Raw genomic sequence first — 24,938 nt, forward strand, 5'->3', positions numbered from 1 at the left:
ATTAGAACGATTATGAAGATAAAGAATTTACATGCTTTCGTTTTTCGATGTTGATTTGGAGACCAAAATATAAATAAACTATAGGATTTTAATCATTGATCATGATCAATTGGCGTTGCGTGATCAAGCTTTGTAACTTAACCCATTTTTTATGCAAATTCAAAAGAGGAGGGCACAATCCGTGCCATCTCTCCTTTCATTACTTTTTATCATCTTTTTTACGGAACAGTTAGTTGCCCAGCAAACTAAACCGCTTATCAATTCTACACTTCAGGGGCAAGTGCTCGATTCAATAACAAAAGAACCATTGCCGGGTGCATTGGTACACATAGAAGGCACTACGCATAGTGTATCCACGGACGAGGAAGGAAAATTTGGCTTTGTTACGGGACAAATATTTCCTTATACACTTGAAATCTCTTATATCGGTTATGAAAAGAAAAAAATAATCGCATCAGAAGCGAAGATTGAAATTTTGCTCAAGCCAGGGTTCAATCAGTTAAACGATGTAGTGGTAGTAGGTTATACTACACAACAGCGGAAAAACTTAATCGGTTCGGTTACGAAAGTGAATCCTGCTGAGAGTAAGGATATTCCGGCAGGTGGTTTTGATGCGCAATTGCAGGGTAAAGTATCGGGCGTTCAAATTTCCAGCAACACAGGTGTACCTGGGGAAGCTGTAAATATACGTTTACGGGGGGCAACCTCCATCAATGCCAGCAATGATCCCTTATATGTTATCGACGGGGTATTTTTAAATACCAACAGTTTACAAACTGTTAATACAGGAGGTAAGGCAACATCTCCTATAGCCGATATCAATCCGGCAGATATAGAAAGTATTGAGGTTTTAAAAGATGCAGAAGCAACGGCGCTCTATGGTTCCCGTGGTGCAAATGGCGTTATTATTATTACAACCAAACGAGGTAATTTTAATCAGAAACCGAAGGTGGCACTCAATCTTTCACAGGGAATAGCAAAGGCAGCGAAACTTTGGGAGCTAACAACCGGGCCTGAGCATGCTACGCTGGTAAATGAATACTATCGAAATATTGGTCAACCGGAGCCCTTTCGTCCGGTAACGGAAGTGATAAATGGCATTGCAGGCAGAGGTTTGCCGGAAGAGCAGCAAACCTATGATCGCCTTGGTGAGGCTTTTCGTACGGCAGCATTAACCAATGTCGATCTGTCAATCAGCGGAGGCGCTATCGGGACCCGTTATTATATTGGTGGGGGATACAATCGACAGGAATCCATTCTCAAACCCATCAGTTTTGACCGGCTTAGCTTTAAGGTGAACCTCGATCAAAAAATCAGTGATCGTGTCCAGATAGGAACCAGTAATACCATCGGCCGAACCGGAAGAAATCAAGCTCGTGCAGGTGATGGCCCTCAGGGCGGTTTATTACAGGCAGCCTTACATACTCCTACTTACCTTTCCCCTTATAATGATCAGGGGGTGTTGGTTGGCAGAGCTGGATTTGACAACCTGACGCTATTATTGGAAAATTATGACGTACATAGCACCAGTTTGCGTTATATCGGAAATTTGTATGCAGATATTCAGCTGTCGTCCGACTTAAAATTCCGTTCGACTTTCAGCTTGGATTATAACAATTACGATGAAAGCGAATATTGGAACAACTTACTTATTGCCGGTAGTCCGAACGGTTTAGCCACCTCGGCTATCGGACAGTCTACCACGTGGATCAATGAACAAACCATAACCTATCGAAAAAAAGTCAATCAAAGGCATGATTTTGGTATATTGGTAGGTAATACCTTACAAGGTTCAACCCTTAAGCGCACTTCGGCGACAGGCAGGGGGTTTGCCAGTAACGACTTTAAATTGATCTCTTCAGCTGCAACCACTACAAGCAGTCAAGATTGGGAGAAATACAACCTGGCTTCTTTTTTTGGTCGAATCGATTATGCTTTTGACGATAAATATTTGATCGATTTTTCTCTGCGTGCCGACGGCTCTTCGCGTTTCGGGTCTGCTGACCTGTGGGGCTATTTTCCTGCGGTAGGTGCAGCCTGGCGTATCAAACGTGAGAATTTCTTAAAGAACCTCGCTTATTTAGATGACCTCAAAATTCGTGCAAGTTATGGTAGCACCGGAAATCAGAACGGTATCGGTGCTTTTGCAGCGCGCAGACTTTGGTCGGGCATCGGCTCTTCTTATCAAGGGATTCCAGGGATCGCACCTGAGCAATTAGCAAACAGCGAGCTCCGCTGGGAACGGACCGACCAATTGAATATTGGACTGGATGCAACCTTGTTCAAACAGGCACTGGACATCTCGTTCAATTGGTATCGTAAATATACGAAAGATGGTTTACTTCCGGTTACGCTAGCAGCCACAACCGGTTATGACAGTTATACGAGTAACGCAGCGGAAATCAGTAACAAGGGACTGGAGCTGGCATTGGTCAGTCGGAATATCCGAAAAACGGATTTCTCCTGGCAAAGTTCCTTTAATATTGCGCGAAACGTAAATAAAATAGAAAAGCTGGAGAATTCCTTAAACTACGGTAGCCGTGATCTCATCCTTTTTCAAGAAGGGCACCCACTATATTCCTTTTGGGTTTATAATCAATTATATGTAGATCCGCAAACAGGGGATGTGGTTTATGAGGACGTAAATGAAGATGGTAGGATTACAGTAGCTGATCGGAAAATTATGGGCAGTATTTGGCCGGATTTTTATGGCGGCCTAACCAACAATTTCACCTTTAAAGGTTTCGACGCAAATATCTTCTTCGTATTCTCTTACGGCAATGAGATCTATAACCATAATCGATTTTTCGGGGAAGCGGGGGGCGCGCGTGACGCAGCTCGGGTCATCTTTGCCTCCAACTTAGACAGATGGCAGCAGCCCGGTGATATAACGGATGTGCCCCGATCGGATGGTGTAAATGTGAATAACTACAAAGATGGTGGCAGCAGGTGGTTGGAAGATGGTTCATACCTACGTTTGCGGTCGCTTACTATCGGTTATACCTTGCCGAAGCATGTAACAGATCGCTGGCATTTGGATCGTTTACGCTTCTATTTGCAAGGGAATAATTTGTTTACCTGGACTAAGTACAGCGGTTTGGATCCGGAAGCTGCTGCTAGCAGCGATCCAAATGAGCAGGGTATTGACTTGGGAACACCTCCGCAACCAAGGAGCTTTCAACTGGGGATTAATTTAACGCTTTAATGGATTTTTTCATGACGACATTAAAAAATACAACTTTTGTTGCCTTTATCATGACTATGGTTTCCTGCAGTAAATTTTTAGATGTTGAACCAAAGGCTTCTATTTCAGGCGAAAATATTATTGTAGACGAAACTTCTGCAAATGCCGCTTTGAATGGTGTGTATAGTGCATTGCGAACTTATTACAGTGTCGACTTCCAGTCAATTGCTTATCTATCCGGCGATAATATTCAGTGGACAGGTTCGCAATCGCAGGTGCAGGAATTTATAAACCATCAAGTGAATGCAGAGAACGCAACAATCACGAATACCTGGAAGGAAATTTATGTAGCCGTCAACAGAGCAAATCAAGTAATTAAAAACGTAAATGAGTTGGCAGCCAACGTTATTAGTGAAGATGTACGAAAGCGAATTGCCGGCGAAGCTTACTTTATTCGGGCGCTTGCCTATTTCGACTTGGCTCGTACTTGGGGTGGTGTTCCGCTGATTACTGAACCTACGGCCGGTCCTACCGACAACGTGGGTATTGCACGTAGTTCAATAGAGGAGACTTATAATCTGGTTCTGGCTGATCTGAATCGAGCAGAGGAATTACTGCAGGAGACTACCAACCGATTCCAGGCTACAAAGAAAACGGTTCGGGCCTTGAAAGCTCGTTATTTTCTTTATCGGGAAAATTGGCAACAGGCAGCAGACTATGCTAGCCTCTTAATCGACGATCAAGCTAATTATAGCTTATTAAATCCCTATTATTCCTTTTTTGCGGACGGAGTGACTGGAACCCGTGAGTCGGTCTTTGAAATTTTTTACAATGCCAATGAGGTGAATCCTCATCGTGGGCAATGGCAGCCACAACAAAATGGAGGGACACGTCAATGGGCGCCCAATAACACGTTCGTGAATTTAGTGAACGATCCAACAATAGGTGGTTCGCGCAGTGCGCTTGTGGCGAAAGACAATCAGAACAGATGGTATGGTAATCTTTATTACCGTAGCCCTGCCACCGATCCCACCTATGTCATTAGGATAGCTGAATTGTACTTAATCCGCGCGGAAGCTAATGCACAGCTCGGAAAACTGGAAGAAGCAGTTCGTGATTTAAATGCAATACGGAACCGTGCCGGTGTACCGCAAACGGCTGTAGGTACGCAAAATGAGCTTTTACTGGCTATTGAAAATGAGCGACGGTTAGAGTTTGGTTTGGAAGCCCATAGATGGTTTGATTTGGTACGAACAGGCAGGGCACAGACCGTGCTTAATATCAGTGATACTAATCGTTTATTGATGCCCTTGCCAGCCGAACAGATTTTAGTAGACAGCGCGCTAGAACAAAATCCGGGATATTAAAATAAGATATAGTATGGCAAATTCAACTACTGAGAAACCATCGTACTGGAGTAGCTTTGAAAAGATTATTTTTCGTTTCTTTTTGATCTATTTACTACTTCAAGCTTTACCGTTGGATTGGAAGTATTGGGCAAATATTTTCAAAATCGATTGGTTTCACCCAACTTTAACCGATCTGTTCAATATAAGTCGGTATACGCCCCAACTGTTATCTTCTTATATGGCAGGCGATTATTGGGGTTTGAATACCTTTGCTGATTGGTCAATTTTAGCATTGATTGCGCTTATTGGTACGCTAGCGTGGAGTGTTTTTGATCGTGGTACGCCACGCGCGTATGATCGCTGGTACTATTTTCTTCGCGTAATTTTACGTTATCGCCTGGCTTTGGGTGTCATTGCTTACGGCTATTTAAAACTATTTCCTTTGCAATCTCCTCCACCAACACTGAGTGATTTGAATACCCCTTATGGTGATCTGTCAGCCTGGAAAATTTTTTCGCTTAGTTTGGGTGTAGCCCCCTCTTTTGAAAGTTTTTTGGGCTTTGTGGAAATCCTAGCCGGACTGCTCTTATTATATCGAAAAACTGTATTCATCGCAACTTTCATTATCCTTAGCTTTACAGGAAATGTGTTTCTTTCCAATTTGGCTTATGAAGGGGGAGAGGCAACATATAGCTTATACCTCATTCAATTTGCCCTTGTTTTGCTGGCCTATGATGCGCCTCGTCTGTATACGTTACTCACGCTTGAACGCGCTGCAGTACCCGCCCGATTCAAACCCGAATATGTAACAAATTACAGATCTATTGGAAGAATGGTGTTAAAACTCGGCTTTTTATTGTTTTTTGTCGTACTCTATGGGCAACGAGCTTATACGCTATATCGAATGGGGGGCTATCAATTTTCTTCCCGTTCCGGTTTATTAAGGGAAGGCTTTTATGATGTAAGTTCTTTTGTATACGATGGAAAGGAACTTCCGTATATCGACAAAAGCAGTTTACGTTGGCTAAATGTGGTTGTGGAAAAATGGCCAACCCTTAGTATACAAACGGCAGTTGGACTGAAGCCCGACACACATAACGTCGAAGTAATACATCGCAATGACGAAGATAAGGCCTATGAATTTGCCGGTAATGGTGCTAGGCGCTACTATCGTTGTGAAAAAAACGATGGAGGAGGACTTACCCTGAATGCCCTACAAAACCATAACGAATTGACGAAATTTTCTTTTTCAACGATCTTCTTTTCGGATAGCACCATCCGGTTGATTGGAAAGGATGCTGCTCAAAAAGTGATCGATATACACTTGCGCAAAATAGATAAGAAATACCTATTAAAGGAAGCGAAGAAAGTGGGCAGACGCAGCCAACTCATATTATAAATTTTAAAAGCCATGGATTCATCAATTGTTTCACCTATTCATTCTTCGATTTCAGAAGAAGCTGTCCAAAATGCAGTGAGCCCTAGTGGCCATGTTTGGAACAAGGGGCAGAAGTTCGGTTTCCGATTGCTGTTTTTGTTTTTTGTTCTCATGTCTATTCCTTGGAATATCCGTTGGTATACAGATCTATTTGCAATTGATTGGACGAGTCTCCACTATCGTGACTTATATGACATTGCGCGGTTTCAACCTTCTTTCCCTATGTTAACTAAGTGGCTTCCCGAGTGGTATGGCTATAATGACTGGATTATCGTATTGTTGTTTTCCTTAATTGGTGCGCTATTATGGAGCGCAGTTGACAAAAAGGCAAGGGATTATCGTAAATTGTATTACTGGTTAATGGTCGTTGCTCGTTATCGCGCCGGAATCGGTATCATCGGTTTTGCCTTCACAAAAGTGCTCCCGGTTCAAATGCCTTATCCGTCAGAAGGCTTGTTGAATACAAATTTTGGTGATTTGACGCCACAAAAAATCTACTGGTTATCTATCGGTATTGTACCCTGGTATCAGGTGTTTGCAGGTATTGTAGAATTGTTGGCCGGTAGTTTGTTGTTTTTTAGAAAAACAACTTTTTACGGAGCAGCCCTGCTGGTCGGTGCACTAGGCAGCATTACTTTTGTAAATTTTGCTTATGACGGAGGTGTGCATATTTATGCTTCTTATTTCGTGCTCTTTGGCTCATTTATTCTGAGCTATTATGTGCCTGATATCTATCGCTTAATGATTTTGGAACAAGTAACCGTGCCAAGACATTACTACCCTAAATTTCGAAGAAATTGGCAGCATATTGTCCGTTTCGGTTTAAAGACAGTGGTCCTCGTTTTGTTCTTAGGCGTACTGTTTTATGTGCAACTGCTCAATTTTTGGTATGATCCTTATAAGCAACCGTCATCTCCGGGCGTTGCAAAACTCCGAGGCTATTATCAGGTTGATGAATTTTATCTAAATGGCAAGTTAATTCCTTTTAATCCAAATGACTCATTACGGTGGCAGGATTTAACCTTCGAGAAGTGGAGTAGCTTAACCTTTAAAGTTAATAAGGCGCAACCATTGGATTTATCCAATGGGGGTGGTAGCCCGATCCGCGATGTGGATCGTACCTTCGAGATTGCCGGTGTTGCTGGTGGGCGCCGGGTTTATCACTATTATGCAGATACGATTACGCAAACGCTTTATCTGGAAGATAAGAATATTGCTGCGGCACGCTTCCCTGCAAGCGTTAAAAGACGAAATGTTGACTATCCAAATAGGCAAGGAGCCGGGCAGACTGCGATTGATGATATTTATCCAGCGGATTGGATAAGTTCTACGGCTTGGCAGCATATTGGAAAGGAAGATCAAATGATCGACCCACGAGGGGCAACGGCTAGAAGATCCAGAGACTTCGCCAAAGCACCGCTCCCCCTTATTCGAAATAAAATGGTCTTGCAATATAGGACGAGTGATAATGGCTCGACGGTGGTTCTAGAGGGATTAAATGAGTTGCGAGATTCCATTAAAGTGGTATTAAAGCGTCAGCATCGGAATTATATTTTAACCAAAAGCACCTTGGACGCAGGATCCTATGATCGTAAAGAATAAATTGTATACAGCCATTCTATTTTTCATAGGTACTTTTTGGAGCTGCCAACCATCACCTAAAGATGTAGCTATTCGTCCACGAGAGGAAAACTACCCGGAAAGTTTTGGTTTTGGAAGGATAGTAAAAGAAAATGAAATTACCCAATTCGCAATTTCGGTTGCTCCGAATGGTAAGGGATTACCAGCAGGCAACGGAAATGCAAAAGAAGGAGCGCTAATTTATCAACAGAAATGTGCTTCTTGCCATGGCACAGAAGGAGAGGGAAACCCTTACGATCGCTTAGTCGGCGATAGTACCGTAAAGGAAAAAACCATCGGAAATTACTGGCCCTATGCTACTACCTTGTTCGACTATATAAGGAGAGCAATGCCTTATAATGAACCGGGCTCGCTTACTAATGATGAAGTTTATCATTTGACGGCTTATTTATTGTCGGCCAATTCATTAATTGCGGATACACTGCACATTAACTCGATTACTTTGCCTAAAGTAAAAATGCCTAATAGATACAAATTTATTTCGGATGATAGGCGTGATGGGCCAATGATTAAGTGAATATGAAAGAGGATAACAAAATAATAAATACGCGGGCAGCTGATAACTTATCCAACTTAAAAATGAATCGGCGAAGTATGTTAAAGGGTACCGCAGCGCTCGGTTTGGTATTGGTTGAAGACTCTTTGGGCCGGGTTACGCAAGTGGCAAGGCAAACACTCCCGGCACCGATAACCAACCCTACTAAAATTCAAGGAGCGCCTCCCGGTATCTTAGGCACGCGTTCAGTTTTTGAGAAACCGGTTAAATTGCCATCTTTTACTTCGGCGAGAACCCCTTTGCAAGACCTGTATGGAACAATTACACCTGCCGACTTGCACTTTGAGCGAGATCACGCAGGTGTGCCGTTTATTGACCCCTCCAAGCATGACCTGCTTATTCATGGGATGGTTGAAAAAACAATGTCGTTTACCCTAGAGGATATCAAGCGTTTTCCTGTATTTACGCGCATCTGCTTTATTGAATGTTCAGGAAATTTTCGGACCGGAAAGACGACGTTGACACCACAGGAAATTTGCGGATTGACCAGTCAAAGTGAGTGGACCGGCGTTATGCTGTCGACACTTTTTCGAGAAGTTGGCATCAAGAGTAAAGCTAGTTGGTTTATTGCAGAAGGAGGGGATGCGGCTTTGATGACACGAAGTATTCCTTTAAACAAGGCATTTGATGATGCCATGATTGTGTATGCACAGAATGGAGAGGCTATACGGCCTGAGCAAGGTTATCCCCTGCGACTGTTATTGCCCGGATGGGAAGGTAATACGCAAATTAAGTGGTTAAAACGAATTGAATTGACCGATCAGCCTTATATGACACGCGAAGAGACATCGAAGTATACAGAACCTATAGCCGGTGGAAAAATCAGGCAGTTTAGTTTCGTCATGGATGCACGCTCTATCATTACATTTCCATCTTATCCGTTGCAAATCTCCAGGGGATGGGTTGAAATTAGAGGAATTGCTTGGAGCGGGAGAGGCAGGATCCGGCGGGTAGAGGTAAGTGTGGATGCGGGAAGGTCTTGGCAGGAAGCTTCACTACAGGAACCGATTTTACGTAAGGCCCATACTGCATTTCGATATTTGTGGCATTGGAATGGCAGAGCAACATTGATCATGAGCAGAGCCATAGATGAAACAGGATACCGGCAGCCGAGTTATCGTGAGTTAGTTAAAGCAAGGGAAAGCAAGGGTGGATATCATTTCAATCCGATCACCGTTTGGGAAATCAACGGAAACGGAGAGGTGTTTCTTGTTAATGATCACTAATAATTGAAAAAAGAATGAATTTAATTAGTAGTTAATTTGCGAATTGCTTCTCAAGTGCTATTTTTGTGGACTATGGCGAAACGCATCCTTATCCTAGACGACGATAAAGACATTTTATATTTTTGTTCCATCATTAGTGAGGAATTAGGGCTTGAAGTAGAAACAAGCAATACAACGGAGGATATTGTTTCGCAAGTCCAAGCGAAATCGCCGGATATCATTCTTTTGGACAATTGGATGCCTGGGCCGGGTGGATTAAAGTCTATTGCCTTATTAAAGGGGGACGTCCGGTTTAAGCATATTCCAATCATTTTCTTTTCAGCTAATAACGATTTTGATAAAATAGCACAAAATTCACAAGCTGATGTTTACCTAAAGAAGCCTTTTGATGTTGAACAGTTAGAGCGAGTAATTTTGCAATACCTGAAAAATTGACGTTTTTAGCTGAATGATGCTAATTTAATGACCGTATTTGAAGTTGCCGCTCTCACGATATGTTTCTTCTACCAAATTAAATGCGATATTGTGCCCAATTTCTTTGAATTAATCCTTTAGTAAGTTGCTGCTGACCACGTGTACTTGACTGGAAGCTGGAACTGTCCGATTTAGGATCACCTTTTAGTAAACTTTTTAACGTTACGAAGATAGCTACGATCCAAACAACTAAGCCCATGTTGACTTTTGCTGAATAGGATTCCCCATACAATGGCGATGGCTGAAGGAAGTAAAAAGTTATTCGTAAGGCAATTATAATAGCAACGCAGCTGAAAATGACGGGTTTTAGCTTATTAACAGAAAAAAACTTCGTTATTTTTTTGTATAGCCACGAAAAGTCAACAAAAATTAAGTACAATAGACTTTGACTCATAAACGGAATATTCAAAAACAGTGTATTGCCTAAATGGAAGAAGCACGCTATAAGTAACCATAATCGCCAAGCTCGCTTTGAATGTAAGAGAAAGAAAATCGGAGAGAGCTCAAAAATCACAGCAGCATAGTCCATCGATTCCAAAAGAAGAGGTGGAAAACTAGCAACATATGTTGATAATAAGTAATTACGGCCTTGATCTGAAATTCCACGTTGCGACCAGCCCAAAAAGCCATTGGTTGACAGATCGAAATCTACCCATGCAAGTGCTTTACCTGCCCCCGCCGTGAACATTGCGAAGCAGATAAATACACTAAGAACGGCTAATGCCATATTGGTCCATTCGGTTTTTAAGGCTTTGTCCGGCCAAAGAGCTAAGTCGCAACCCCAATTTGAAAAAGTCATGCATAATAGTAAGGCATAAATTAAGTTTTCGTGATCCACTTTGCCAAATGAATATTGAAAACTAAGCCCTAACAGGCAGGCAGCCAAAAAGAAAATAGAACCTATTCGTGCTTTAATCCCTAACGTAATGGAAATCAAACCAAGAAGTATGATAATATCGATCGATTGAAAAAAAACAGTATTTGGAAAACTGTTGAATAGATTGCTGAGACATAAAGGAGGAGGCGAAAATAGCGCTTTGGGAACGCTGGCAATCCACGCGAAATTTGGTGTGTTCACAAATAGGAAAAATAACCCAAATATAATTCTAAAGGCACATAGCGATTTAATGCCGAGCTGCGTAGTGTTGAAAATACGACTCCATAAAAGAATATGGATAGATTCAGTCCAAGTTAATAATGCTTTCATAAGAATTGTTTTTTAAGTCTGATAAATGGCCCGCGGTTTTTCCACGTCTTGTCGTCTGCACGACCTTAACTGCCGAACTTTCGAACTCCTCTGTTATTAACCAATCCCTTAGCCATCTTTTAACGGCGATTATATCCTCTGTATTTGCATTTCTAGGTTTAAGTCTTTTCTTCAGTTTTCCAATTAAACCCGATGAACGTAATGTATCAATGGAATTTTTTTTTAACCCGAATGCTTGAAGTATAATAGGCTTATGGTATTGAGTGGGGATTGGAGCGAGTAAAGTCTTTGTATCGATTTTTTCCCATTCCCCTGATTTTTTCTGACCATATAAGCTTATGTCTTTAATTACCCTTTCCTCGGGATTGACAGGTACTTTTATAGCTCCGGTCGGCAACATTACTGCAGGAAAGATTTCGCCATTATGTCCCCACTTTTCCCTGAGCAGAAATGGGACTATAAGTATAAGCATAAGCCATAATGTAAATTTCATTTTAATCATAATTTAAAAATAATTGGTTTATGTCTAATGGATGTTGGGAAAATAAATAAAAAGGACAGTGGATTAATGTTTTTATGCCATTATCCTTTTGTGAATCTATAACTTCACTTATAAAGTCATAACTCTGAAAATGTTATAAAAAAATATGTTTATTGTATCATGCTTGTAGATTTAGTGTCGCTAATAACCTGGATAAAATTAGGTCAAATTTCTGATGTTTGGTATATCGGTTTGACTATCAACGATTGAATGGGGAATTTTGTGAAGTTATTTCATGACTTCGCAAATGTGAAATCGTCATTTTCCTTTTAAGAAGGAGCGTGCCGGTCGACTCGAATTTTGTTTGATTAATGTGATTATTAGTTTTAGATTTTAATATGAGCTAATTGATTGTATATAAAATGAGCAAGCGTAATTTGTTTTTGCGTAAATGTAACATATCTGCACAGGGCCTGTTTCTGATATATCCAAAACTTCACGCGAGTTCGTGGTGCGCTAACGAATATAGGGAAACATCCACGGATAGAGTTATTTAGGTTCAATGCCAATCATTAATTCAACGGGAGATGTAGAACTGATTTAACCGAGTTATCTTCGCTTAGTGGATCTCCAAGTTCGCCATCTATTACTAAATAGCCGAGACCATTCCTGTAGCAATAATCTTCTGCCTCATCCCAGTTCTGGGCTAATATATTCGGCCCGATAAACATTTGTATTTCCTGCGTGTCAGGATTGATCGCCTGAAGGTGTGTAGTGAAGGTTTTCATATATTAATTGAGATCGCAACAATCCCTATATGTTCGCATTTTTAAGACCTTATTATGGTTGATTAAATTCATAGGATCAACGTTATGAAACAATGTTCCCAGAGCAAACATAGATAAATTGCTTTTATATGCAAAAAAAAAGTGTACATAATGCGACTATTCGTGTACGATAACTTTACACAACGCTTCTTCAAGCTATCTAAGGCCATTTCTTATTGAAAATTCCTTTTCTGTGGGAACTGAATTTTTAATGAGCGATTTATCAACAACTATTTAGTTCAAGGCGTATGGAAACCTTATAGAGTCATCAGAGTAAAAGGCCCCATAAAACCATGGGAATTTGATTAAATATGAAGGGGATAAAATCTCTCTTAAAAAAGCTATTTTTATGGCGCTGCTCGACCAGGTTCTTTCAAATGCGGAATGAACCATAGTATTAGTATGGTAAGTAGAATAAATTAACTGAAACATAGGAGCTTATTTCCAATATGAAAATCATACCACTAAAAGAAGGTAACTACAGTGTCAGTAAAAATAAAGAATTTACAAAACTGAATGAATTGTCACCTGCCGCCGATCTAAAGATGGCAATTAATCCCTTTTTAGTAATTACAGATCAGGAATATCTTCTGTTAGATGTTGGCCTGGGTTTAGTGGATGATGTAAATAAGCCGCTGATACATAGCTTGTTGGAACAGGAGCAAGTAAAGCCTTCGCGAATTACGAAAATATTACTTTCTCATCTACATAAGGACCATATGGCGGGGCTCGGTAGAATGGAAGAGGGAAGGTTTGTACCCAATTTTCCGGAAGCGAAGATTTTTTTGCAGAAACGTGAATTGGCTTTTGCCTTGGAACAGAAGGATGTTCCATCTTACAATCCCCGACTGCTTGAAAAATTAGCTGAATTACCAAACCTGATTTTTATGGAGGACGGTGAGGGGATGATCAGTAATGAAATCTCTTATCAGGTAACTGGTGGACATTCTCCTTTTCATCAAGTTTTTTGGATACGAGAACAGAGACAAACAGCCTTCTATGGGGCCGATAATTTACCGCAACGTGGTTATTTAAAGTTACATATCGCCTATAAAAGTGATTATGATGGTAAAAAGGCAATGATGCTTCGTCAAGAGTGGGAACGGAAGGCCAATAAAGAGCATTGGGCCGTACTTCTATATCATGATATGAAGCTGCCGATATTGAGATTTTAGGGCGATTGAATTGGTTATACGTAATTTATATATGTTTAACCATCAAAAAAACGCGTCATTGCGAGAAAGAATGACGAAGCAATCTGCGCTTTTGACGTCTTCATGTTGCTTCACCATCGTTCCTTTGGTTCGCAATGACGACGGTCATGTACTTTTTAAACAGCTTCTTGTGTTTTAATGGATACGTTTGATCAGATACGTTGATGCTAATGGTAATTCTTCCATTTGATAAACGCCGTTTTCTCTACAAAAGCCATTTTGTTCGAAAAACGAAACGAAGGGGTTCTCCAAATATTCGTTAATCCATATAAGATCATAGGACTTCGAAACGGATACGCATTTATCTAATAATGATTCTTTTATCGCCTGTTCTTTATGGTCTTGCAAAATGCCGAAGTCGGCAATTCGGATCAGGCGCTGTTGGCTTAAATAGGTGGGTCTTTCTCCTTTGGTGGTTAAACGGGCATAACCAACCGCTTTGTCGTTCGCATATACAACGAGCCATTGATTCGATAAACTATTTATTTCGCGAATAAGCTCATCTTCATTGAAATGTTTTGATAGATAATTCTCGAGTGTTTCCGGGCTCAATAAATGTACATATTTTTCGGTGGCAATAGTGTTTGTTAATTGCATTAAGTCATTTATTCCCTGCTCCGTTCCTACGGTAAATTTAGTTATGATTCTCATTCTTGTAGCATTATGAAGTATACGAAAGTATATAACATTTCAGTAGCATCCTCGATACAGAAATACTAAGACTCTTCAGTACAGCATTTAATGAATATATTTTCCAATTGATTTTATTGCCTCAATTTTCTTAGATGAATATTTGTCCGAGAAAACGATCCTAAAATGATTTTCAAAGGCGTTGGAAAAAGAAAAAGTGTCACCGGGTGTAAACCTGATTCCTGTCTCCTCGCATTTACGATAAAATAGGTCAACATCGATATGCTTTGGCAGTTTTACCCAGAGATTATACCCCCCTTTTGGATCGCTGATTTGCGTTCCCCTTGGAAAACATTCATTTAGTAAGTCAATGGTAAATTGTGCATTTTTTGCGAGTTGTGCTCTAAAAGAACGAATATGTCGTTGATAGCTGGCATTCGATAGCAAGCGATGAACAGTTTCCTGATAAATAGGGGATACTGTACTTCCCAGAGCGAACTTAATCTGTTCGGCGCGATGCATAAAATGAGCCGTCGATAGCCATCCTAGCCGAAGCCCCGGAGCCAAGGTTTTAGCATAAGAAGAGTAGGTCATTACCGAACCACTTACGTCGAAACTCCTAATAGTTGAAGGTCGTTCTCCATTAAAAGGAAGGTCGCCATAAATATCATTCTCTATTACGATAAGCCCATTTTTTTGTGCAATGGAAAGTAGGGCCTTTTTTTCCTCATCCGTCATCATCGCTCCCGTAGGATTGTGAAAGTTGGGCGTAATGACGAGTGCCTTTACGTTGTTTTTGAGACAGGCTTTCCGTAAAAAATCGAGGTCGAATCCTATTTCGTTGGTAAAAGGAATCTCTATTACTTTTAACTTAAGCACCCTTGCAACTTCAAGAACGGAAAAGATACAAGGGCTTTCGATGGCAATGACATCATTGGTTTCGCAGACTGAACTGAGCCCAATATAAAGAGCTTGTAGGGCTCCGTCAGTAATTAGTAATTCGTCAGGCGAGATAATCGTTCGGTAAATGGCCGCATGACTGATAATTTTATGTTTTAAATCCTGTAAACCGTTTGAATCGTAATAACGCAACAGACCAGCACTTTTGTCCCTGATCACTTGCTGCATGGTGCGTAATAACAGTTTCTGAGGAATTAGGAGGTCTCCCGGAGCAGCGACATTAAACTCGGATACAGACCTCTTCAGATTTGCTGAAGTAGTATGGAAGCGATTATTTACAAATATCGGATCTCTTACAATCGGATATACGGTGTTTTCCAGGTCTGTAATCGGTTCACTTACGTAGTAGCCTTTCTTTGGAACGCTGGTCACTAATCCCTGGCTTACAAGTCGTTCATAACCGTGTTGCACAGTAGTTGTACTCAAATGGTGCATTTTTTTTAAGTCGCGTACTGAAGGCAATCTTTGCCCTGGCTGATAAATACCCTTACGAATATTTTTTTCAATGGATACAGTGAATACTTCAAATTTATACGACCTCATATAACTGTACTGCCTGTTTAAGTATATGTTGCTTTAGAAGCAAACATAACCATTTTAACTATTGGAAAACAGGACAGTACAGTTTAATATTGTCGGTACAGCTAGCTTAACTAAAGACCCTTCGAATTAATCAGCACATTTTTTATTTTAGTAGGTAACCACACTTGCATTTCACCATTGCCTCGGTTAGCCCAACAGAAATAAGGAATCGCTGTGATCGTTTGCTTGGTAACCTGAATCGATTTTCCATCACTCGATGGAGTGGCTGCCGGCAGTTTGCTTTGTAAAGTAACTACCCCGCCCAGTAGATCTTTTTGAAAGCTTGCTGTAAAATGGGCGTCCGGAGGTACGATGAAGTTCATAGCGTTATCCTGATTGTCAACTTGCTCTACACAGTAAACGAGTGGTCCGCGTTGTAGGGCAATACGATTTTTATTGGCGACGACTTGATCGTTGGCCGCAATCTTTTTTACTTCCAATGGCATTTGAATACTGACAGCATCGTTCTTGTCCCAAATTCGATCTATAACAACATAACCTTTTTCGATGTGATAAGGAACATTCTTACCATTGACTTGCAAGGTGTATTTGTTTTCCGTAGTGTCCAAAAATCGATAAGTATCGCCTGGAGCTGGTTGACCGAGCAGCCAGCCGGGTATGCGGATATGTAACGGGAACTTTCTTTTTCTATCGGGCGTTACCCGAATATTAACATCGCCCTGCCATGGATAACCGGTCTGTTGTGCTATTTCAACAGTACCTTGAGATAAAGGAATGGCAGCTTTACTGCCTACAAATAGGTTCACCCAAACCGCTTTATCTGAATGTGCATAAATATAATCGCCCAAAGATTCCACTAAACGCGCAATATTGGAAGGACAGCAAGCAGTGCCGAACCACTCGCTTCGACCGTAGCCGCCATGTGATGCGAGTGGGTTTCCATAGAAAAAACGATTGCCGCTATAGGAGAGACCGTCCAGCGCGCCATTATACAAACTTCGTTCGAGTATGTCGAAATATTTAGCTTCGCCGGTAAGTAGATTCATTCGTTGGTTCCAGAAAACCATGCCGACGGAGGCACAGGTTTCGCAATAAGCGCTGGCATTGGGAAGATCGTAATCTTGACTAAAACCTTCATTTTTTGCAGTGGACCCAATGCCTCCGGTGATATACATATTACGGTATACGACATCTTGCCAAACTGTTTGCATCGCTTGCATGTACTCGGTATTGCCTGTGGCGGCTCCCACATCAGCGGCGCCTGTATAAAGATACATTGCCCGCACCGCATGTCCTGTAATTTCCTTCTGATCTTTCAACGGCACGGCGTCTTGGCAGCGAGCCGGATCTTTTAAGTCGTCCCATGTATGGCCCTTGCCGTAACCGCGTCCTCGCTGTTGAAGAAACCAATCTGCTAACTGTAAATAGCGTTCTCTTTTGGTCGTATGATACAGCTTGACCAAAGCTAACTCGATTTCCTGGTGCCCGCTCACCCAAGGCCGGTTTTGTTGCCGAAAAGTAGAATCTATATGATCGGCAAAACGAGTAGCAACTTCCAGGAGTTTTGTTTTGCCGGTGGTATTATAATAAGCAACAGCAGCTTCGATAAGATGGCCCGCACAGTAATCTTCATGCATATCCATGTCCGTCCATCGTTTATCTAATCCATTAAGTGTATAGTACGTATTCAAATATCCATCAGGCAGCTGTGCAGCGGCTATTTTATCAATCCACTCATCGGCTTTTTGCTCTAATTGCTGATCGGGGTGGTTTTTGAGCGAATAAGCGATCGCTTCCAAGGCTTTGTAAACATCCGAATCATCGTAATAAATTCCTTCGTGTTTTTCGCCCGAATGTTGTGCCACTTTCTCGAAATTTCGAATACGGGGTGTTTTAACCTCGGTCTGCTCTATACAGACCGGAATGGTTACTTCGCTCACTGTTTTGATTTTTGGCGTCCAAAATTGATCAGTTATTTCAACCTTCGAAAAGTTGACGGGCCGTATAGGGGACAATGTCTCCTGCGCATAAGCATTTCCTATTGCGAACAGGAAGTAACTGCTGATACAAAGAATTCTTTTTCTCGTCATGATATTTTTAATTAATTACAGGGAATTGTGTGATTCGTAAGGTAGTGCAACCATAGGGAATCAAGGTGATTGGGATTTCTTCTTCCGCTGCTTCCGTAAATTGATGGGGAAGCGGGCCCGCCATGTTTTTATAGAGTTTCCACTCCGGAATTTTTTTAGCTTTGGTCTGAAGGATAATCGGTGCGCCGGATAAATTCCATGGATATTGACCGTTTGCCTTGTTCTTTATGACTTCAAAGCCGCTCTGAGGATCTGCGATCGTTTTCGATAGTAAACCGAAATTCCAATCCGATTTGGGATGCACTTCGAGGTAGTCTCCAAAATAGTCGCCGTCGTTCACTTTACGCCAATCCTCATCGATTTTCAACGCGTATACCAGCGGTCCGCGCTCTACGGCAACGGATAGTTCAGCCCAGCGACTGGTTTCAATTTGCATAGGCAAAACAAGGGTTATTTGATCTCCATTTTTCCAGAGGCGACTGATTTTTACGATGCTGCCTGGCTTAACCGCTTCATTACTTAGTTCGCCGTTTATCTTAATTTGTGCATTTTTTGCCCAATGTGGAATGCGTAGATGAAAAGGGAAACTTAAATCCTTTTTGCTATGAATGGTAAAATGAATACGCTCATCGAAAGGATAATAGGTGTCTTCGGAGATTTCGATGGGCTGTCCGTTTACTTGTGCTTTTACGTGGCTAGGACCGTACAAAAGCGCCGCTACGCCTCCGTCGGCCGTTTGATACCAGAGGTTTTGCACAAGCTTGGGCCATCCTTGGTGCATATTGGCTGTACAACAGGGATACCCCGTAAGTAATCCATAACATTGATCAGTACCTTGGTGCCCATCATCTTCGAAAAAATTACGTTTGGCGCGGGAAATCATAACTTGGTTTGCGCTTTGAAAATATTGCCGATAATTAAAGTCGTCCGTAGCTTGTGTAGGCATGGCATTATAGGCGATTTTTTCGATTCGATCGGCAAATTCCGTGTCGCCTGTAATGGTCAGCATACTTTCTAAGGAGAAGAGCATTTCGACCACCGAACAGAATTCAATACCTTGCGTAGGCGCGTTCCCATGGAGAGGTTCGTCTCCACCGTACATGCCCTGCGCTTGACCGTGAAAGATAGCGATGTCATTAAAGGCTTTTTTTACTGCTTCGATATAGGTCGAATCGGGATGCTGTTGATAATAAATAACCGGTGTTTTAATACCTTGAGCAAGATTAACACAGTGGAAGCTTTGCAACTGACCAACATGTAATTTATCGATAAGCGCTTGCTTAAATGGATAAGTATTGCCGGTGTTATATGGGTAGAGATGTTCAATACCATCCTGCTTTGTACCGTAAGCGCCTGAAAACACCTTTGTATAGGGAAAAGTCTGTTGATAAATCAGATTACCTAAATCCAATAGAAAGTTTTCGCCCGTCACATTGTACAACCAATAAACGACCATTAAATTGTCAGCTCCTCTGCGATTTCCCCAAAAAGACCATTGGTCCAAGGGATGTTGGGGAAGTTCTTGCAGCTGATATTTAAAATATTTAGTCAGCGCTTCAATAACGCGTTTATCGCCTGTAGCGCTGTAATATTGTTGGAGCACTTTTAGCATAACCATACGAGGCCACCAATCTTCTACGGGCTCTTTTTGAATACCGGGTTCGGGCTCTGGTTTTTCCGCAAGGGGTTTAGGTCCAAGATAACCGTCTTCACGCTGGTTGTTCAAAGTCCATTCAACCCAAGGTTTCACTTTGTTAATAAGAGCTTGGTCTTTCAAAATATACGCTAAAGGAAGTAAACCATCGACCCAATAGGGGCCTCTTTCCCACGCATCGCCATCGCCACCCAACCAGCCGTTTCGCGAGCCAATTACTTGCGGATAACGTGCATCCAGGTGTCCGGTAAGTCCGGCTTTCATTCGATTAAGTTGATCTGCCAGCCAACCCTTTGCTTGTATATTACCCAGCGGGAGCTCGAGATAAGGATTAGGACGTAGGGGGCTACGATTCTGTACTTGCGCCTCGCTTGCAACGCCTAGGCCGAAAGCAAGAAGAATAAAGCATATAACTTGTTTTGTTTTCATCGTTGTATGAAGCATGATGTTAGTAACCTTGGTTTTGTGTTAAATTAGGATTCGAGTTGATGGTCTGCTGCGGAATCGGGAAGATAATACGATAATCACCATTTGGTTTATGTGATAGCCAACTTTTGCTGGTAAATATGCCAAAGCGAATCATGTCGCGTCGACGGTGACCTTCCCAAGCGAATTCCCACCCGAGTTCATCAAGCATGCGTCCATATTGTATGGGTGCCGTGTTGCCTTCATCTATTATTTTATAATCTTCTACATAACCATAAGGATAACGACTGTTCTGCTGTAGCTCACTACCGGTTACATTCGCTTTTTCAGGATTATTTCTGAAAGCCCGGTTTCTTACTTGGCTAACTAACATCGCTGCTTCATCTGCGCTGCCGTTACGCAACAGGCACTCGGCCTTCATCAGCAGGATATCAGCATATCGGAAGAAAGGAAAATCATTATCTAAATTATGCATGGCCCCCATCTTGACGGTAAATTTATTCATCCGATAGCCTTCTGATTCACCGGTGTACAATCCGTCCGGAATTGCTTTTGTGAATACAAGCGGCTTGCCGGCTTGATCGTATGCACCCAGAAGTGCTGTCTTGCCATCGGCGGCAAATTGAGGCCCCATCAACCAAGTGTCGGCTAAGCGTCCGTCAACTGGATCATAGCTGTCGATAAATTGCGGTACGGCCATGGCTGAACCGGAACCCCAAGGGGTGGCTTGCATATTCGCCTTGGCTTTTAGCGAGGCGTGCCAAGAAAACATATGGAAGAGAAAACCACCGCCAACAGTTTCATTGAAGGGAACGGCAAATATAATTTCCGGAGAATTTTCATTAAAGGTGCTAAATATCTCCCTAAAGTTGGTGTTTAGACTGTATTTACCAGAGCTGATCACATCATTGCATTGTTGTATGCAATCTTGCCAAGCGGGTGCACCACTGTAAACTTCTGCATTGAGATACACATTAGCTAACAGGGATTTCGCGGCCCATTTATTAAATCGACCATAGAAAAGCTGATCACGATCTTCACTTAGTGCAGGGATGGCAGCGTTGATTTCCGAAACAATGAATTGATAAAGTTCAGCTCTCGACACTTTAGCCGGGAGCTGAGTGCTGACTGTTGTAACGAGGGGTGCATCGCCAAAATTATCACAAACGAGCCAATAAAAAAAAGCACGTATTACTCTTACTTCTGCTATGATGCTTTCTTTTGTTAATCCGTCGCTTAAGGGAATTTTGTCCGCTTCAAATAAGCTTATAATGCGATTGGCGTTGATTACACCTTTATAGAAGCTGTTCCACATGGCACTCATCTGCTCGTTTTCTGAATTCCATGTATGTAAGTGGATTCTCTTGTATATGCCACCATCATCCCAACCAGAGGCATTAGCAGGCATGACCAACTCATCCGAGGAAGTTTCCTGTACGCCCGCCCAATTGTGATGGTCGAAAAGTTCACGCATATTGGCATAGAGAATGCCGGTTGCCTGATAAGCATTGGTGTAGGTTAACTGATCATCAGTTACCTCAGTATATAAGATTTCGTCTAGGTCATTGTTGCAAGCAGAGAGCATAATGACGAATAAAAAAAACGGTATATAATATGTTAGTGTTTTCATCTTTCAAGGACTTAAAAAGTTAAGAATGCACCCAAGGTGTAACTAGTAGTAGACGGATAACGATTTTTATTATCAATACCTGGAGATAAGCCGCTAATACTTACTTCGGGATCTATCCCTTTATAACCGGTAATGGTAGCTAGGTTCGAAATCGATCCATACAGACGTACGCGCTTAATGTATTTGCCGGTAGCCGGAAGATTATAGCCCAAAGTGACATTGTCGATTTTCCAGTAGTCGCCATTTTCTATATAATAACTTACGTAATTAAGGGATTGATCATCGGCAAGTGGACGTTTGTCAAAGACGTTGTTATAGGCTGAATTGAGTAAATTACCGCGTGTAAGCATCACCGGGTTGCCATAGAACATTTCGGGCATATTCAAGATTTGGAAACCGAAGGCACCACGCATAGTAATATTCAAATCGAAATTTTTGTATACTATAGTGTTGTTCCAGCTTGCGTAATATTTCGGTAACCCATTGCCTATAATTTGCTTGTCATCGGCTTGTTGATTGGCTATGGGCTTTGGGTTGCCATCTTTACCTTCAATAATCCAATAGCCGTTCTCATCAATATCAACGGTCTTAAATCCATAGAAATTGCCTATGGGCTGACCCACTTGCACGCGATGGGTACGTTGTTGAATCGGTTCACCCGTTTCTCCGGTATCAAAGTAACCGCTAGCGAGCTGGAAGTTCTCATCAGATAAGGATAAAATCTTATTACTGTTGGTGGAAAAGTTTACGGATGTACGCCACTGAAAGTCGCCCGTTTGCAGAGGTACACCGTTCACCTGCAACTCAACTCCCTTATTCTGCATAGAGGCTGCATTCGCTTGAATCGTATTGTACAAATAGGGTGGGGTAGGTACCGGATAATCCATTAACAAATCTTTTGTGGTTCTTCTGTAGTAGTCGACCGAACCGGACAAACGGTTGTCAAAGAACCCAAAATCAAGACCCATATTTAACTCCTCTTTCTTCTCCCAACGTAGATCGGGATTCGGATTTAGCGAAGGATTCACTACCTGAATCCATTGTCCATTAACAAGACTATAGGTATCAAAGTTAACTAGGCTTAAGGATTGATACGGATCGGGTGGTTCCGTACCGGTGATGCCGAACCCTGCCCGAAATTTTAGGTTACTAAGAGCTTTGACATCTTGGAAAAAAAGCTCGCGAATGGCATTCCACCCTACTGAAACTGCCGGAAAATTACCCCATTTGCTGTTTCGTCCAAACTTAGAAGACCCCTCATGACGAATGCTGGCCATTAGTAGGTACTTTTCTTTATAATTGTAGTTTAGTCTGAAAAAATAACCGACTAACTTGTTCTCGCTTTGTAAGGAATTCTCAGGCGCTTGTCCGCGTTTTAAGGCTAATCCGGCTCCCATATTGTTATATGAAAAATCATCCGTCGGAAAATCCCAATTTTGCATCCAATAATCTTGGTAATTATTGTTTCGCCAACTGTAACCGATTAAGCCGGTAATTTCATGGTCTTTAATAATTGTATGGTAGTCAGCTGTCAATTCTAACAGATCCTCTTGCGTGCGTGTAGTGCCTCTGGAAGCGTAGCCATTTCTTCCATCTCGAATGGTTGAGAAATGCTTCTTTGTTTCGTAGTAACCCCGGGTGCTATTATAAAGATCGCGCGAAAGTAAAAGCTTTACATGGATATCTTGTGTAGGCGAATAAGTGATATTGCCAAACGTTCTGAAATTGTTGTTCTGAATGAGTCCCTGTGTTTCTTCTAAGAGCGCTACGGGATTCATATAGTCGGTTTTCTCTATCCGCTCTACCCACGTCCCGTTATCATCTTTTAGACGATCAGTCGGATTAAAAGTAAGTCCGTTTCTGTACACATCTCCTCGGAAGCTCGTACCGTCTGCGCCGGAAAAATATTTTTGTTGATAACCATTTATATTGGCATTCAATTTTAACTTACCGTCAAACATCTGATGATTAAACTCAATGCGTGGGAAAAGTACTTGGTTGTTCGACCTTTTGATAATACCTTCAAGATTTCTGTAATTTACATTAGCGATATAATTGGTTTTACTGTTTCCGCCTTTTAAACTGATATTATATACTTGTGAAATAGGTGTTTGTGTTATTTCGTCCAACCAATCGGTCTCGTAACCATAATCAGTAGCACCGGGCCTTCCCTCAGCCACCCGTTGACGGTATTGAGCAGCATCCATAAAATCCAGTCTTCTGGCAATACTTTGTGTGGTAAAATAGGTGTTGACGTCAATAGTTGCGGGTGTTTCCCCATTTACTTTTTTGGTGGTAATCAGAATAACCCCATTGGTGCCCCGTGTACCATAAATGGCTGCCGCAGAGCCATCTTTCAGGATATCGATGGACTCGATATCTTCCGGTGCAACGGTAAACAGCGTTCCAGGTACACCATCAATTAACACCAAAGGGGCACTACTGGCTAAAATAGAGGGTACTCCCCGGAGATTAACTTGAGCACTTGCAACCGGATTGGCATCGGGTGATACTACACTTAGACCGGCAACTTTACCACGAATCAGTTGTGCTGCGTCATTTACCGAACCTTGCACGAAATCTTCTGACTTAACACTGGCAATGGCGGTGGTAATTTGTTCGCGTTTTTGTGTGCCATATCCTACTACTACCACTTCATTAAGCGTATTCGCATCTTCTTTTAAGGTAATATCAATCGTGTTTTGGTTCTTAATGGGTGCTTCTTGTGTAACATAACCAATATAGCTGAATAAAAGAGTTGCATTTTCCTGAGAAATCGAGAGCTTATAAAGCCCATCTACATTGCTTGTTGTACCGGTGTTAGTACCTTTTATCTTTATACTAACGCCTTGTAGGGGTAGTCCTTTCTCGTCTCTCACTACTCCACTGACAAATTGCTGAAAGGTAGCAACGCTTTTTACTACCCGATGGATGCCTTTCAAAACAATCGTTCGTTGCATGATTTTGAATGATAGCGGTTGGTTTTCCAAGCTTTTTTTCAGTGCTTCTTCAATGGATACGTTTTTAAGATCGACGGTGATGGGGCTGGCTTTCTCTATATCCATCTTATCGAACAGAAAATGATACCCACTTTGCTGTTCAATTAACTTGAGGATCTCAGTGACGGAAGCTTCTTCCTTTTTTAAGGTTATCCCTTGACTATAACTTTTGGCACTGACCTGCATCAGGGCTAATAGTAGTATAAACGCAGTAAGTTTCATAGTCAATAATAATTGCTGCAGGAACGGCCGATCACATAGCGCGGCCTTTGAAATAAATTTCATTACTTTTGTTGTGTTTGGGTTAATAAATGTTGTCAGACCAATGTGGAAATAACTCCAAGCTTTCGGAGAGTGGTACCAGCACTCTCCGTTTTACTGTCATTCTTATTGTTTTTATTCGCTCATC

The 24,938-nt window shown here is 41.8% G+C and carries 17 protein-coding genes; 8 read left to right on the forward strand and 9 right to left on the reverse strand.

From position 1 onward, the window contains the following. Positions 1 to 151 precede the first annotated feature (151 nt). From M1D52_RS07940 to M1D52_RS07970, 7 genes are all read left to right on the forward strand, one after another. Positions 152 to 3,205 carry a SusC/RagA family TonB-linked outer membrane protein gene (locus tag M1D52_RS07940; protein WP_437392139.1) on the forward strand — a complete coding sequence of 1,018 codons (3,054 nt, stop codon included), beginning with the start codon at positions 152 to 154 and terminating at the stop codon, positions 3,203 to 3,205. Between the two features lie 11 nt (positions 3,206 to 3,216). Further along, on the forward strand, positions 3,217 to 4,551 hold the full coding sequence (locus tag M1D52_RS07945) for a RagB/SusD family nutrient uptake outer membrane protein (RefSeq protein ID WP_437392141.1): 1,335 nt from the start codon (positions 3,217 to 3,219) through the stop codon (positions 4,549 to 4,551). Between the two features lie 13 nt (positions 4,552 to 4,564). Beyond that, complete coding sequence (locus M1D52_RS07950; RefSeq protein ID WP_437392143.1) at positions 4,565 to 5,932, forward strand: DoxX family protein; 1,368 nt, start codon at positions 4,565 to 4,567, stop codon at positions 5,930 to 5,932. A gap of 12 nt (positions 5,933 to 5,944) precedes the next feature. Continuing rightward, complete coding sequence (locus M1D52_RS07955; RefSeq protein WP_437392145.1) at positions 5,945 to 7,573, forward strand: hypothetical protein; 1,629 nt, start codon at positions 5,945 to 5,947, stop codon at positions 7,571 to 7,573. Beyond that, positions 7,557 to 8,129, forward strand: coding sequence for a c-type cytochrome (locus M1D52_RS07960; protein ID WP_437392147.1), 573 nt, complete (start codon positions 7,557 to 7,559; stop codon positions 8,127 to 8,129). Before M1D52_RS07955 ends, M1D52_RS07960 begins: the two co-directional genes overlap by 17 nt. 2 nt (positions 8,130 to 8,131) lie before the next feature. Then, the gene (gene soxC, locus M1D52_RS07965) at positions 8,132 to 9,394 is read left to right on the forward strand and encodes a sulfite dehydrogenase (protein WP_437392148.1); all 1,263 of its coding nucleotides are present in this window, start codon (positions 8,132 to 8,134) and stop codon (positions 9,392 to 9,394) included. 72 nt (positions 9,395 to 9,466) lie between these two features. Then, positions 9,467 to 9,829, forward strand: a complete 363-nt coding sequence (locus M1D52_RS07970; protein WP_377611129.1) for a response regulator — start codon at positions 9,467 to 9,469, stop codon at positions 9,827 to 9,829. 76 nt (positions 9,830 to 9,905) lie between these two features. Here the strand turns inward: M1D52_RS07970 and M1D52_RS07975 are convergent, their stop codons facing one another. From M1D52_RS07975 to M1D52_RS07985, 3 genes are all read right to left on the reverse strand, one after another. Beyond that, positions 9,906 to 11,075: a hypothetical protein gene (locus M1D52_RS07975; protein ID WP_437392149.1), complete on the reverse strand. Its 1,170-nt coding sequence runs from the start codon at positions 11,073 to 11,075 to the stop codon at positions 9,906 to 9,908. Continuing rightward, positions 11,050 to 11,568: a hypothetical protein gene (locus M1D52_RS07980; protein WP_437392150.1), complete on the reverse strand. Its 519-nt coding sequence runs from the start codon at positions 11,566 to 11,568 to the stop codon at positions 11,050 to 11,052. Before M1D52_RS07980 ends, M1D52_RS07975 begins: the two co-directional genes overlap by 26 nt. 560 nt (positions 11,569 to 12,128) lie before the next feature. Further along, on the reverse strand, positions 12,129 to 12,344 hold the full coding sequence (locus M1D52_RS07985; protein WP_377611121.1) for a hypothetical protein: 216 nt from the start codon (positions 12,342 to 12,344) through the stop codon (positions 12,129 to 12,131). A gap of 488 nt (positions 12,345 to 12,832) precedes the next feature. On the opposite strand from M1D52_RS07985, the gene M1D52_RS07990 reads away from it, so the two are divergent. Next, the gene (locus M1D52_RS07990) at positions 12,833 to 13,558 is read left to right on the forward strand and encodes an MBL fold metallo-hydrolase (protein ID WP_437392151.1); all 726 of its coding nucleotides are present in this window, start codon (positions 12,833 to 12,835) and stop codon (positions 13,556 to 13,558) included. 174 nt (positions 13,559 to 13,732) lie between these two features. Here the strand turns inward: M1D52_RS07990 and M1D52_RS07995 are convergent, their stop codons facing one another. From M1D52_RS07995 to M1D52_RS08020, 6 genes are all read right to left on the reverse strand, one after another. Further along, the gene (locus M1D52_RS07995) at positions 13,733 to 14,248 is read right to left on the reverse strand and encodes an N-acetyltransferase (RefSeq protein WP_437392152.1); all 516 of its coding nucleotides are present in this window, start codon (positions 14,246 to 14,248) and stop codon (positions 13,733 to 13,735) included. A gap of 87 nt (positions 14,249 to 14,335) precedes the next feature. Further along, positions 14,336 to 15,730 (reverse strand): aminotransferase-like domain-containing protein, encoded by a 1,395-nt coding sequence (locus M1D52_RS08000; RefSeq protein WP_437392153.1) that lies wholly within the window; start codon positions 15,728 to 15,730, stop codon positions 14,336 to 14,338. A gap of 110 nt (positions 15,731 to 15,840) precedes the next feature. After that, complete coding sequence (locus tag M1D52_RS08005) at positions 15,841 to 17,820, reverse strand: glycoside hydrolase family 127 protein (protein ID WP_437392155.1); 1,980 nt, start codon at positions 17,818 to 17,820, stop codon at positions 15,841 to 15,843. Positions 17,821 to 17,827: 7 nt separating this feature from the next. After that, positions 17,828 to 19,903 carry a beta-L-arabinofuranosidase domain-containing protein gene (locus tag M1D52_RS08010; protein WP_437392157.1) on the reverse strand — a complete coding sequence of 692 codons (2,076 nt, stop codon included), beginning with the start codon at positions 19,901 to 19,903 and terminating at the stop codon, positions 17,828 to 17,830. A gap of 19 nt (positions 19,904 to 19,922) precedes the next feature. Next, positions 19,923 to 21,530, reverse strand: a complete 1,608-nt coding sequence (locus tag M1D52_RS08015) for a RagB/SusD family nutrient uptake outer membrane protein (protein ID WP_377611110.1) — start codon at positions 21,528 to 21,530, stop codon at positions 19,923 to 19,925. Between the two features lie 11 nt (positions 21,531 to 21,541). Continuing rightward, complete coding sequence (locus M1D52_RS08020) at positions 21,542 to 24,814, reverse strand: TonB-dependent receptor (RefSeq protein ID WP_437392158.1); 3,273 nt, start codon at positions 24,812 to 24,814, stop codon at positions 21,542 to 21,544. Positions 24,815 to 24,938 lie beyond the last annotated feature (124 nt).

It is taken from the genome of Olivibacter sp. SA151 (assembly GCF_054130995.1).